Consider the following 12,302-nt stretch of genomic DNA (forward strand, 5'->3'; position numbering starts at 1 on the left):
GGCTTCGGGTAGCTTCGAACCATGAAGGGCGTACGTACCCGAAGCCTCCCAGGACTGATGCTGGCCCTGGCACTCGCGGTCATGACCGTGCTCGCGCCACAGGCCACGGCCGCCACGAGCGTCTCGACGGCCACGGACACCACCAGCATCTCGCAGATCGCCGAGGCCCTTCGCAAGAGCCCGGTCCACGTCGACCCAGCGGCCTCCGCCCAGCTGTCGGCACCGGACTCCGGCGCACTCGCCAGGCAGATCAAGAGCGCCGGCAAACCCCTCTTCATCGCGGTCCTCCCGGCCGGTTACCCCACCCGCAACCTCTTCACCGACCTGCGTACCGCCACCGGCGTCACCGGCCTGTACGCCATCCGCCTCGGCGACCGCTTCGACGCCCGCGCCGACTCCTCCGTCCTCCCCCGAACGGCCGTACGCAACCTGGTCACCAGCGTCCAGGGCGAGAACGCCAAGACCCAGCTGACCGACTTCACGAACCGCGCCCTGCCCAACATGGGCGGCAAGGCCCCCGCGTCATGGGGCACGTCCTCCGGCGGCGCCACCGGAGTCTCCACCACCGCCCTGATCGCCACGGCGGCCGTCCTGCTGGCCGGCGGCGCGGGCGTGTACGCGGTCGTCCGCCGCAACCGCCGCCGCCGCGCCGAGGAACAGCGGGCCGCCCTGGACCGCCTGCGGGTCGTCGTGGACGAGGACATCACCGCCTTCGGCGAGGAACTGGACCGCCTGGAGTTCCACCCGGCGGAGCCCGGCGCCGACGACGCCATGCGCGCGGACTACGAACGGGCCCTGAACGCCTACGACAACGCCAAGCAGTACATGGCCGACGCCCGCAGACCCGAGGACGTGCGCCCCGTCACCCAGGCCCTGGAGGACGGCCGCTTCTCCCTCGCCCAGCTCGCCGCCCGACGCGAGGGCCGCCCCCTGCCCGAACGCCGCCCACCCTGCTTCTTCGACCCCCGCCACGGCCCCTCGCTCACCGACGCCACCTGGACCCCGCCCGGCGGCGCCCCCCGCGAGGTCCCGGTCTGCGCGGCCGACGCCACCCGTCTCGCCGACGGCCGCGACCCGGTCGTCCGCGAGGTCGACACCGACCACGGCCGCCGCCCCTACTGGGACGCGGGCCCCGCCTACGGCCCCTGGGCAGGCGGCTACTTCGGCGGCGGCATCCTGCCGGGCCTGTTGATCGGCACGACGCTGGGGACCATGATGGCGGGCCCGGCTTACGCGGCCGATTACGGGGGCGGGTACGGGGACTTCAGCGGCGGAGACTTCGGAGGCGGCTACCAGGGCGGGGACGTGTCCGGGGCGGACTTCGATCCGGGGGACTTCGGGGGCGGGTTCGGGGACGGTGGGGGATTCGGAGACGGGGGCGGAGGCGGGGGAGGGGACTTCGGCGGCGGGTTCTGAGAGCGGGCACCGAGGGAAGGCCCCGAGGGGCCCGCTTCCGGCGCTTCCCCCAGCCGTTCCATCAGCGCACCCGCCAGCATCAGCACCCCCCGCTCCGTCTCGCTGAGCGAGGCCAGCGCCCCGGCCAGCCAGGCGTCACGGTCGGCCATGTCCCGCTCCAGCACCCGCCGCCCTTCAGCGGTGAGCGTCAGCACCGACTGACGCCGGTCGACGCGGCTCGCTTCCCGCACGATGAATCCCTCCTCCTCCAGCTCGGCGAAAACCCGGGTCAACGACTGCGGCCGCTGCCGCTCCGCCGCCGCGATCGCCCCGGGCGTGGCCGGCCCGTGCCGGTGCAGATACCCGAGCACGATGAGCTGGTTGGCGCTGAGGCTGCCGTCACCGCGTTCCTGTCGGAGACGGCGGTTCAGCCGGACGATGCCGCGGCGGAGACGGGCGGCTTCGGGGAGGTGGTCCATGCCGCAGATCGTACGTGATTACTTACTATTGTTGAGGGAGAAAGGCGGCTACTGTCGCTCCGTGACCGCCAAACTAATACGCAACGCGTACGAAGCGGCCCTGACGATGACCGCCGTCCTGCTCTGCTGGAGCGCCGCGCTCTGGCTGGAGCGCACCGCCGGACTGCACACCGACGTGCTCGTCCTCGCGGTCGCCCTGACCCTGACCCTGTCCTCCACCCAGCGCACCGCGAACACGCGCCGCCGCCTCACCGCGCTGCTCCTGCTCCCCGCGACGGCGGCGGTGGCCCAACTGCTCGGCCGCCTCATCGCCACGCACTACGCCGCCGGCGCGGCCGCCTACACCGCCGCGATCTCCCTGGCCATCTGGCTCCGCCGCTACGGCCCGACCGCCAGCAAGGCCGGCACCCTCATGACCCTCCCGCTCGTCGCCCTCCTCGTCGTCCCGGGCCCGGCGCTGCCACCCGAGTCCCAGGACGCTCTGGTGAGCTGGGCATGGTCGGCGCTGATCGGAGTGCTGGCCTGCGTGTGCGTGTGGCTGGTCCAGGCCCTGGCCGACCGGTACGGACCCTGGCCCACCGAAGCCGAGGCGACCGAACCCCGCCGCGCCTCCCGCCTCCACCCCCGCCCCAGCACCCGTATGGCCGTCCAGATGGCGGCCGCGGTCGCCGCCGCCTTCGCACTGGGGCGGCTCTTGTTCGATCACCACTGGCCGTGGCTGGTGCTCACCGCATACGTCGCCGCGAGCGGCAACCGCGGCCGAACGGACGTACTGCGCAAGGGAGTCGAGCGGCTCGCGGGTGCCTGTGCGGGCACGCTGCTGGCCACGGTCGTGGCGGCGGCAGGCGTGACGGGCCGAGCCTCGGTGGTGCTGATGTTCGCCGTCCTGGCGGTGGCGTTGTGGCTACGCCCGCTGAACTATGCCTACTGGGCGGCAGGCATGACCACCGCCCTCTCCCTGCTCCTCGGCTACTTCGGCCAGGACGCGAGCAGCCTGCTGCCCACCCGGCTGGAGGGCATCGCCTTGGGCGCGGCCCTGTCGGTGGCGTCGGCCTGGTGGCTGCTACCGGTACCGAAGAGGCGTGCGGTTACCGCCCATACCGAGCCGCATACCGCTCCCCGGACGCATGCCACCACGCCGGCGGAGACGCCCCGCGCACCGCAGCCCACGGCTGATCCGGATGCAACCCGAGCCGCCGCAGGGCCCGAGCATCTACGGAGAGACTGACCCGGCCGTATGGGTCCCCATCCGTCATCCTCATGCAGAAGAGGTCGCACCGAAGCTCTTCCGATGCGAAAGGCATCCAGTCGATGCCGCGTTCTCGCAGTCAACCCAAGAGGACGTGCATGGGGTGAGGCTGTCCCGGCGCCTTGCTGCACGAGACGAGGAAGACCCATTCGTTCTCTTCAGGAGAAGATGCCGTCAAGGAACTCACTCCAGGTGGCGGGGGAGAGGGCGAGGGTGGGGCCGGCGGGGGTTTTGGAGTCGCGGATGTGGATGGTGGTGGGGGTGGTGGCTACCTCTAGGCAGTCGCCGCCCTGGCTGCCGCTGTAGCTGGACTTGAACCACGCCAGGCTGTCCGAGCGGCTCTGCTGTCGTGCTGCAGTCATCATGACTCCCCTAGCAGTCCATTCAACAGGCGCACACTCTCGTCCGGAGAGAGGGCCTGAGACCGCAGCATTCCATACTGAAGGTGATAGTCGCTGACCTCATCTGAGTCCTCGACGAGGAAGCTGGCACGCTGCACCTCCAGGTACACGAGACGCTCGTATTCAGGCGTTTCCAGGAGAACCATGGGCCCGTCGAGACAGGCGTGCGGTGTCCGGTCCATCGGCATGATCTGCATGCTCATGTGGACGGGCTCGGTGTACTCCAGGATCTGCCGGATCTGCCCCCGCATGGCCTCCGGGCCACCGACCTGCCGCCGCAGCACGCTCTCCTCCAGGATGAAGTGGCCCACGGGAGGCTGTTCTCGCTGCCAGACCAACTGCCGCTCCATGCGGGCGTTCACCCACTGCTCAGCCGTTTCGCTCTTGATTGCCGGATACCGGTAGTCGAAGACGGCGCGACAGTAGTCGCGCGTCTGCAACAGCCCCGGAACCACCAGGCTCTGGTACGACAGGATGCTCACTGCCTCCTGCTCATGCTCCACGAGCCCCTGCGCAAACTGAACGACCCGCTCCCGCACGGGCATCTTCTCCACCAGCACGGCCAACGCCCCGCCCGTATCCAGGAGTTCATCGAACTGCTCGGCCCGATCCGGCTGAAGAGCTAACCTCCCCTGCTCGATGGACCCCACCGTGTCCACGTGAACGTTCGCGGCCTCGGCGAACCGCTCCTGGGTGAGTCGCGCCTGTTTCCGATAGTGGGCGACCAGTGCACCGACCGCCTGCCAGGAACTGACCTTCTTGGGCTTCTTCGCCACGTGCATGCCGGACCCCTTCCCCCGTTCGTGCCAGAAGTCCTCGTAGTGGGGCCGTAGCAGTCAGGCCTACGCCCTCACTCATTGGTCCACTATAGTAACTGACAGTGACACTGGCCACATGAACGCGGAATCTCAACACCCCCACACCCGCGAGGCCTTCTACCGCCGCGACCGCAGATCGGTAGGCCTGGCGAGGGACTTCGCGCGCACGACGCTGACGGACTGGCAGGTAGCGGCGCCTGCGGACGACGTGCTGCTCTGTGTAAGCGAACTGGCGACCAACGCGCTGCTCCACGGCGTTCCGCCGGGCCGTGGCTTCACGCTCCGTATGACGAGGCATCCCGACGGTGCCCTACGGGTCGAGCTCCACGACAGCGGAGGGGGTGAGGTCCAAGTCCCGGACCAGAACCCGGAGTCGGAACACGGCCGGGGTCTGCTGCTGGTGGCGGCGCTCGCTGACAAGTGGGGCGTGGCTGAACGGACCCCCGGCAAGCTGGTGTGGGCGGAGTTCGGAAGTGACCGTGGGGCCGCCCGCTTCTTTGCCAGTGTCGTGATTCCGGGACCCGAGTAAAGGGCGCTCCGTTCCGCTTCGCTGCACTCCGCGTCGCCTACGGCGATCGGCCTACGGCCGACCCTTGACTCGGCCCCCGGAATCACGGGGGAGAAGCGAGCGGGCAGCCCGGGGAAAGCGGGGCCCGGGTGGGCAGCGCTTCCCCCAACTGAGCTGCCGCCCGGCGTTCGGGAACGCGCCCGCGCCTCGCCAGCACGCCGGGCCGGCTCAGCGGCGATCGGTGAGTGGGTGGCTGGGGTGAGGTGCGCGCTGGGAGCGCTTAACGGCTTGCGGTCGGTGGGTGGTGCGCGGTGGGTGGGTGGCGGCTCGCCGGGTGGGCTTGGCGGCGATCGGTGAGTGGGGGTGGGGGTGGGGGTGCGCGCTGGGTGGACGAGGCATGCCGGGGTGGCTTGGTGGCTTGGTGGCTTGGTGGCTTGGTGGCTTGCGGCCGGTGGTGGGGGTCGGTGTGTGGTGGGCGGGGGTGGGGTGCGGGCGCGTCTGGTGCAACTGGTGGTGGCGTTCGGCGGCTCGGTGGCTGTTCTGGGTGGTGGACGCGGCCCCGGAATGGTGTAAATCGGGCACGGAGTGGGGTGTGGGGCAGTGAGTGGCAGGAATGTTCCACTCCGTATCTCAGTGACCTGCGGTTTTGTTGTCCTGGTGTGACACATTCCTGCCACTCACCGAACAGCTGTGGCTGTTGAGGCTGTTGAGGCTGATGTGGCGGAAGTGAAAGGCCGCCGGTGGGTCCGGGCGGCTCGGCCCACCACCAAGCGGCCACCCCGCCCCACCGACCCCAAGCCGCCAACCCCACCTGACGCACACCCGAGCCCCCACCCACCGCCAGCCGCTGAGCCAGGCCGGCGTGCCCCCGCCCCCCCCAGAGCGCACTCTCACCCACCACCCACCACCCACCGATCGCCGCCAAACCCACCCGGCGTGCAGGCGAGGCGCGACCGCGCACCCCCCAACCCTGCCCCACAGCCCAGCCCACCGAAGGGGGCTTCTGCCCCGGCCGCCGGCTTTCCGGGCCGCTCGCTCGCTTCTCGCCCGTGCTGGAGCGGCCCGGGTCAAGGGTCGGCCGCCAGGCCGATCGCCGAAGGCGACGCGGAGTGGAGCGCAGCGGAACGCAGCGCCCTTGAGGCGGGACGCGGAAGCACGACAATCAGGAGAAGCGAGCGGCCCCCACGGGCACTTCACGACAGGCGTCCACATCGCCCACCCCAAGGCCCCCGCCCGACCCCGCCACCCGCTTCACGCGAGGCCATTACGGCCGAGACCCTGGCGTGGAGCGCGCGATGCGGAATCCCACGTCGTCTATCCGGAAGGTCGGGTGGCTGCGCCGCCGTACCGAGGCCCGGCAGCTCCAGTGCTCGTCGGCCCATCCACCACCGCGGAGCACCCGGTAGGTGCCGTATACCTCGGCGTCGTAGACGTCCCAGCACCAGTCCCACACATTGCCCAGCATGTCGTACAGGCCCCAAGCGTTGGGCTGCTTGCCGCCGACGGAGTGGATGCGCCCATCGGAATTGCCCTGGTGCCAGGCGACATCGTCGAGTCGGCTGTACCGCGGGCCAGTGGTACCCGCACGGCAGGCGTGCTCCCATTCAGCCTCGGTCGGCAACCGGTAGCCGTCCGCGGAGGTGTCCCATTCGGCGGCCGTCTCGGCGTCGACGCACACGTGATACGCGGGCGTCAGTCCTTCGCGTCGGGACAAGGCGTTGCAGAACTGGACCGCGTCCCACCACGAAACGCCCTCGACCGGCAGCCGCTCGCCTTGGGCGCTGCTCGGCCGTCGGCCTGTGACTCGTGCGTACAAGGACTGTGTGACCGGGAACGCCGACATCTGAAACGGCGCGACCTCGACCTGCCAACTGGTCCGCGTCCGCCGGTCCGACAGCATCACCTGTCCTGACGGGACCGCAACCATCTCGTTTCCTGCCCCCGCGTCCACGAGAGGCCAACCTACCAGCGTACACGTCGCAGAAGGAGGCCGCCGTGCCCCGGGAGCTCACCGTCGCGCTGGACGGGGAGCCCTCGGGCCAGGGCGGCCTTCGAGGTGGGGCAGGACCGGCCGTTACGTGGTCGTCCGGCTCAGGCGTTCTTGATCGCCGAGATGTCGAAGTTCAGCTTGATCTTGTCGGAGACGAGGACACCGCCGGTCTCCAGTGCCGCGTTCCAGGTCAGGCCCCAGTCGGAGCGCAGGATCTCGGCCTTGCCCTCGAAGCCGACGCGCTCGTTGCCGAAGGGGTCCTTCGCGGCGCCGTTGAACTCGAGGTCGATGGTGAGGGGCTTGGTGACGCCCAGGACGGAGAGGTCCCCGGTGATGCGGTAGTCGTCGCCGCCGAGGGCCTCCGCCTTGGTGGAGCGGAACGTCATCGTCGGGAACTCGTCCGTCTTGAAGAAGTCCGACGACTTCAGGTGACCGTCGCGGTCGGCGTTGCCCGTGTTGATGCTGTCCATCGCGACGTCGATGGAGGCGGTGGACTGCGAGGGGTCCGAGCCGTCCAGGTGCAGCGTGCCGCTGAAGTCGAGGAAGCCGCCCTTGACGTTGGTGACCATGGCGTGGCGGGCCACGAAGCCGATCGTGGTGTGGGCCGGGTCGATCGTGTACTCGCCGGTCAGCGCGGCGAGGTCGGGGTTCACGGCGGCCTGCGCGGCGGCGGCCGGAGTGGTGGTCTCGGCGGTGTCCTTGCGGCCGAAGATGCCCATGACGTGCTCCTTTGGGGACGGGATGGATGGAGACGGGCGAACTGAAGTCGATGATGTTGAATTTTCAACGAGGTCAACACGAACGACCGTAGACCTATTCCGTTCAAGGTTCAACATCATCGGTGGGTGTGTTGGCGGAATTATCGGAATTACCGTGTGTCACGCGGTTCCCCGGGGAAATGCGCGGTGGTAGACGGCATGGGCATGACTTCCACGCGTCGCGCCTTCCTCTCTGCCGCCCTCGCCACGACGGCCCTCGTCTCGACCCCTGAGCCGGGGCCGGGACCGGGGACAGCCCACGCCGCAGGCGATCCGAGTGATCCGGGCGCCCCCTTCGAAACCCTCCGCCACCGCTGGCTCGACATCGCCCTCGGCACGGGATACGACCCCACCGCCCAGCCCTACGCCGCCCGCCTCGCCCGGACCGGTGAACTTGCCCGCGCCTTACGGGCCTCCATGGCCCCGACCGCCACCTCGCTCTGGCCCGGGTACCCCTTCGACCCGCCCTCCGGTATCACCCAGAGCTACAGCCGCCTGTGGACGATGACCCAGGCCTACGTGCAGGCCGGCACCGGGGCCACCGGCGACGAAAGCCTCCTCGCGGATGTACTGCGCGGCCTCGACCATCTCTCCGTCACCGTCTACAACCCCGCCACCACCCGCTACGGCAACTGGTGGGAGTGGCAGATCGGCAGCCCCCGCCTCCTCATGGACATCACGGCCGCCCTGTACGACCACCTCGGCGACGCCCGTACCGCAGCCGCCTGCGCCGCAGTCGACCACTTCATCCCGGACGCGATGCTCACCGACTACTCCGGCACCTCCACCGGCGCCAACCGTGTCGACCTGTGCCGCAGTGTCGCCCTGCGCGGCATTCTCGGCCGGGCCGCCGACCGGATCGCGCTCGCCCGGGACGCGCTCTCACCGGTCTTCCCGTACGTCACGACGGGCGACGGGCTGTATGCCGACGGCTCGTTCGTCCAGCACACCTGGGTCGCGTACTCGGGGACGTACGGGCAGGTCATGCTCGACGGGCTCGGGCGGCTGCTCACGCTGCTCGCCGGGTCGCAGTGGGCGGTCACCGATCCGCAGCGGCAGAACGTCCTCGACAGCGTCGAGCAGGCCTACGCGCCCCTCATCCACGACGGGTTGGTGATGGACTGCGTCAACGGGCGTGCCATCAGCCGGGGTTACCTGAAGAGCGACGACCTGCACGTCATGCGCAGCGACCACTTCCACGGGCAACTGCTCATCGCCTCCCTGGCGTTGCTGGCGGGCGCCGCGAGCGAGGGGGAGCGGGAACGGTGGTACGGCCGTATCAAGGGGTGGATCGAACGGGACACCGTCTCCCGACTCCTGACGGCTCCTCAGTTCGACATCGGCGACCTGGCCCGGCTGCACGCCGTCGCGGCGGCCCCCGTGGCCGCCGCGCCCGAGCCCACCGGGCACCGCCTCTTCGCCGCCATGGACCGGGCCGTGCACCGAGCCGCGCACCGGGGGCCCGGCTTCGTCGCGGCCCTCTCCATGTCCAGCGACCGCATCGCCTCCTACGAGTGCGGCAACGGCGAGAACCCGCGCGGCTGGCACACGGGTGCCGGGATGCTCTGCTGGTGGGCCGGAGGGCACGGTGACCAGTACACCGACTGGTTCTGGCCCACGGTGAACTGGTACCGGCTGCCCGGCACCACCGTCTCCACCAAGCCCCTCGCCGACCGGGCCGGCGGCGAATGGGGCGCGCCCAAGCCGGACGTGCGCTGGGTCGGGGGCACGACGGACGGGGAGTACGCGGTGGTCGGCCAGCATGTGAAGGGGCTCGACTCCACGCTCCGGGCCCGCAAGTCCTGGTACTTCGTCGCGGACGCGGTGATCTGCCTCGGGGCCGGGATCACCTGCGCCGACGGCGTCCCGGTCGAGACGGTCGTGGACAACCGGAATCTGGGGGAGGGCGGCACGCAGGCCTTCGTACGCGGGCCGGGATGGGCCCACCTGGAGGGTCACGGTGGCTGGGTCCTGCCGTACGGTGACCGCGGCCCGTCCACCCTGTCCACCACCCCGCCCACCCTGCGCACGCTCCGCGAGGACCGCACCGGTGCCTGGTCCGACATCAACACCACCAGTACGGCGGAGCGGCGCACCCGGCGCTGGCAGACCCTCTGGCTGGACCACGGCATCGATCCGACGGACGCCACGTACGTCTACCTCCTCCTCCCCGGCGCCTCCTGCCACCAGGTCGCCGCCCGCGCCGCCGACCGCCGCTGGCTGTCGGTGCTCGCCAACGACGCTCGTCGGCAGGCGGTCGCCGTGCCCTCCCTCGGGCTGATCGCCGCCAACTTCTGGCGGGCCGCCACTGCCGGGCCGCTGACCGCCTCCGCGGGGGCGAGTGTGCTGGTCCGGCGCCGGGGGCGGACGGCTAGGCTCTGTGTCGGCGAGCCGCCGCGCACCGGTGAGCCGCTGGAGATCGTCTGGGATCGTCCGGTGCGTGCGGTGCTGCGGGCGGACGACTCCGTCGAGGTCCTTTCGGCGGGCCGCCGTTTGAGGGTCCGTGTCACTCCGGGGATGGCATGCGCCACGCACGAATGTGAGGTGGCTCTGCGGTGACGGCTTTGTGGCGAACCTACAACGGTCACGCCCTCTGAGCAGTCGGAACGGCTGCATCCCGTGGTGGTTCTGTTCAGTGGTACCAGTAAAACGGGCCGGAGACTGTACGGAGTCGACGGCTCGCTTTCCTTGGTGTCCTTCGTAAGGTCACTACATGACCGTTTTGGAAGAGACGACGGGTGAGCCGACGGACGTGCCGAGCACCGAGCCGACGGACGCGCGCGGGCGGGTCGCCGAGCTGCACGAGATTCGTGCGCAGGCCGTGGCGGGCCCCAGCGAGAAGGCGACTCAGGCGCAGCACGCCAAGGGCAAGCTGACGGCCCGGGAGCGGATCGAGCTGCTGCTGGACCCGGGTTCCTTCCAGGAGGTCGAGCAGCTGCGCCGGCACCGGGCGACCGGTTTCGGGCTGGAGGCGAAGAAGCCTTACACCGACGGTGTCATCACCGGGTGGGGGACCGTGGAGGGGCGTACGGTCTTCGTGTACGCCCATGACTTCAGGATCTTCGGCGGTGCGCTGGGCGAGGCCCATGCCACGAAGATCCACAAGATCATGGACATGGCCATCGCGGCCGGGGCCCCGCTGGTCTCGCTCAACGACGGTGCGGGCGCCCGTATCCAGGAGGGCGTCTCGGCGCTCGCCGGGTACGGCGGCATCTTCCAGCGCAACACCAAGGCGTCCGGCGTCATCCCGCAGATCAGCGTGATGCTCGGCCCGTGCGCCGGTGGGGCCGCCTACAGCCCCGCTCTGACGGACTTCGTGTTCATGGTCCGCGAGACCTCGCAGATGTTCATCACCGGCCCGGACGTCGTCAAGGCCGTCACCGGTGAGGAGATCAGCCAGAACGGGCTCGGCGGCGCCGACGTGCACGCAGAGACCTCCGGCGTCTGCCATTTCGCGTACGACGACGAGGAGACCTGCATCGCCGAGGTGCGCTACCTCCTGTCGCTGCTCCCGCAGAACAACCGGGAGAACCCGCCCCGGGCGGAGGCCACGGACCCGGTGGAGCGTCGTTCGGACGTTCTGCTGGACCTGGTCCCGGCGGACGGCAACCGGCCGTACGACATGGTCAAGGTCATCGAGGAGATCGTCGACGACGGCGACTACCTCGAGGTCCACGAGCGCTGGGCGCGCAACATCATCTGTGCCCTGGCCCGCCTGGACGGCCAGGTGGTCGGCATCATCGCCAACCAGCCGCAGGTGCTCGCGGGCGTCCTGGACATCGAGGCGAGCGAAAAAGCTGCGCGCTTTGTCCAGATGTGTGACGCTTTCAATATCCCGATCGTCACCTTCCTGGACGTCCCGGGGTTCCTGCCCGGTGTCGACCAGGAGCACGGCGGGATCATCCGGCACGGCGCGAAGCTGCTCTACGCCTACTGCAACGCGACCGTGCCGAGGATCTCGCTGATCCTGCGCAAGGCGTACGGAGGTGCCTACATCGTCATGGACAGCCAGTCCATCGGGGCCGACCTCACCTACGCCTGGCCGACCAACGAGATCGCCGTGATGGGCGCGGAGGGCGCGGCCAACGTCATCTTCCGCCGTCAGATCGCGGGCGCCGAGGACCCCGAGGCCATGCGGCAGAAGATGGTCAAGGAGTACAAGGCCGAGCTGATGCACCCGTACTACGCGGCCGAGCGCGGCCTCGTCGACGACGTCATCGACCCCGCCGAGACCCGCGAGGTGCTCATCCGGTCCCTGGCCATGCTGCACACCAAGCACGCCGACCTCCCCTCCCGCAAGCACGGCAACCCCCCGCAGTAACCCTGCGGAAGCTCCGCGGTACCCCCGCGGAAACCTCATCCACGGAGACTGACACCCATGGACAACGCTGAGATCCGCGTCGAGAAGGGCCACGCCGAGCCCGAGGAGGTCGCCGCCATCACGGCCGTACTCCTGGCCCGTGCGGCGGCCGCCCCGTCGGCCCCGGCGCACCGCGCCCGCCCGAAGGCCGGCTGGCGCCGCCTGGAGCGCGAGCCCGGCTTCCGCGCCCCGCACAGCTGGCATTGAGCCTTAGGGCCTGTCTGACAATTCCCGCCTGCCCCGCGGCGTCTGGCACGCACGCTCGCCGCGTTGCCGAACCACCCACGTGGCTCCGCCACGAGGGCGCTCCGGCGCCTTGCGATCGCACGCTCCCCCACGCTCGA

General features: G+C 70.1%; 10 protein-coding genes and 1 pseudogene. 6 read left to right on the top strand and 5 right to left on the bottom strand.

What is annotated here, in order from left to right; genetic code table 11:
- The first annotated feature begins 21 nt into the window (after positions 1-21).
- Entirely contained in the window at positions 22-1,416 is a 1,395-nt protein-coding gene (locus tag ACH45E_RS38640; protein ID WP_361451945.1) for a hypothetical protein, read from the top strand.
- Between the two features lie 209 nt (positions 1,417-1,625).
- Here ACH45E_RS38640 and ACH45E_RS38645 read toward each other — a convergent pair.
- Positions 1,626-1,874, bottom strand: a pseudogene (locus tag ACH45E_RS38645) (MarR family winged helix-turn-helix transcriptional regulator); the annotation flags it as partial.
- 61 nt (positions 1,875-1,935) lie between these two features.
- On the opposite strand from ACH45E_RS38645, the gene ACH45E_RS38650 reads away from it, so the two are divergent.
- Complete coding sequence (locus ACH45E_RS38650) at positions 1,936-3,102, top strand: FUSC family protein (protein ID WP_361451942.1); 1,167 nt, start codon at positions 1,936-1,938, stop codon at positions 3,100-3,102.
- 179 nt (positions 3,103-3,281) lie between these two features.
- Here the strand turns inward: ACH45E_RS38650 and ACH45E_RS38655 are convergent, their stop codons facing one another.
- Positions 3,282-3,488 (bottom strand): DUF397 domain-containing protein, encoded by a 207-nt coding sequence (locus ACH45E_RS38655; RefSeq protein ID WP_361451939.1) that lies wholly within the window; start codon positions 3,486-3,488, stop codon positions 3,282-3,284.
- Positions 3,485-4,306: a helix-turn-helix transcriptional regulator gene (locus ACH45E_RS38660; protein WP_361451936.1), complete on the bottom strand. Its 822-nt coding sequence runs from the start codon at positions 4,304-4,306 to the stop codon at positions 3,485-3,487. Before ACH45E_RS38660 ends, ACH45E_RS38655 begins: the two co-directional genes overlap by 4 nt.
- A gap of 112 nt (positions 4,307-4,418) precedes the next feature.
- Here ACH45E_RS38660 and ACH45E_RS38665 point away from each other — a divergent pair, with 112 nt between their 5' ends.
- Complete coding sequence (locus ACH45E_RS38665) at positions 4,419-4,871, top strand: ATP-binding protein (RefSeq protein WP_361451933.1); 453 nt, start codon at positions 4,419-4,421, stop codon at positions 4,869-4,871.
- Between the two features lie 1,243 nt (positions 4,872-6,114).
- Here the strand turns inward: ACH45E_RS38665 and ACH45E_RS38670 are convergent.
- Positions 6,115-6,777, bottom strand: a complete 663-nt coding sequence (locus ACH45E_RS38670) for an SUMF1/EgtB/PvdO family nonheme iron enzyme (protein ID WP_361451930.1) — start codon at positions 6,775-6,777, stop codon at positions 6,115-6,117.
- A gap of 164 nt (positions 6,778-6,941) precedes the next feature.
- On the bottom strand, positions 6,942-7,559 hold the full coding sequence (locus tag ACH45E_RS38675) for a YceI family protein (RefSeq protein WP_361451928.1): 618 nt from the start codon (positions 7,557-7,559) through the stop codon (positions 6,942-6,944).
- 204 nt (positions 7,560-7,763) lie between these two features.
- On the opposite strand from ACH45E_RS38675, the gene ACH45E_RS38680 reads away from it, so the two are divergent.
- From ACH45E_RS38680 to ACH45E_RS38690, 3 genes are all read left to right on the top strand, one after another.
- Entirely contained in the window at positions 7,764-10,157 is a 2,394-nt protein-coding gene (locus ACH45E_RS38680; RefSeq protein ID WP_361451925.1) for a polysaccharide lyase 8 family protein, read from the top strand.
- 154 nt (positions 10,158-10,311) lie between these two features.
- Positions 10,312-11,919, top strand: coding sequence for an acyl-CoA carboxylase subunit beta (locus ACH45E_RS38685; protein WP_399042439.1), 1,608 nt, complete (start codon positions 10,312-10,314; stop codon positions 11,917-11,919).
- Between the two features lie 57 nt (positions 11,920-11,976).
- Positions 11,977-12,165 (top strand): acyl-CoA carboxylase subunit epsilon, encoded by a 189-nt coding sequence (locus tag ACH45E_RS38690; RefSeq protein ID WP_361458347.1) that lies wholly within the window; start codon positions 11,977-11,979, stop codon positions 12,163-12,165.
- Positions 12,166-12,302 lie beyond the last annotated feature (137 nt).

Source organism: Streptomyces sp. NPDC020299, from assembly GCF_044387825.1.
In the GTDB taxonomy this organism is placed as follows: domain Bacteria; phylum Actinomycetota; class Actinomycetes; order Streptomycetales; family Streptomycetaceae; genus Streptomyces.

Bases quoted from the DNA above. Each gene is read 5' to 3' on its own strand.
- ACH45E_RS38640 (WP_361451945.1), top strand. From the start codon at position 22: ATGAAGGGCGTACGTACCCGAAGCCTCCCAGGACTGATGCTGGCCCTG.
- ACH45E_RS38655 (WP_361451939.1), bottom strand. From the start codon at position 3,488: ATGATGACTGCAGCACGACAGCAGAGCCGCTCGGACAGCCTGGCGTGG.
- ACH45E_RS38660 (WP_361451936.1), bottom strand. From the start codon at position 4,306: ATGCACGTGGCGAAGAAGCCCAAGAAGGTCAGTTCCTGGCAGGCGGTC.
- ACH45E_RS38665 (WP_361451933.1), top strand. From the start codon at position 4,419: ATGAACGCGGAATCTCAACACCCCCACACCCGCGAGGCCTTCTACCGC.
- ACH45E_RS38670 (WP_361451930.1), bottom strand. From the start codon at position 6,777: ATGGTTGCGGTCCCGTCAGGACAGGTGATGCTGTCGGACCGGCGGACG.
- ACH45E_RS38675 (WP_361451928.1), bottom strand. From the start codon at position 7,559: ATGGGCATCTTCGGCCGCAAGGACACCGCCGAGACCACCACTCCGGCC.
- ACH45E_RS38680 (WP_361451925.1), top strand. From the start codon at position 7,764: ATGACTTCCACGCGTCGCGCCTTCCTCTCTGCCGCCCTCGCCACGACG.
- ACH45E_RS38685 (WP_399042439.1), top strand. From the start codon at position 10,312: ATGACCGTTTTGGAAGAGACGACGGGTGAGCCGACGGACGTGCCGAGC.
- ACH45E_RS38690 (WP_361458347.1), top strand. From the start codon at position 11,977: ATGGACAACGCTGAGATCCGCGTCGAGAAGGGCCACGCCGAGCCCGAG.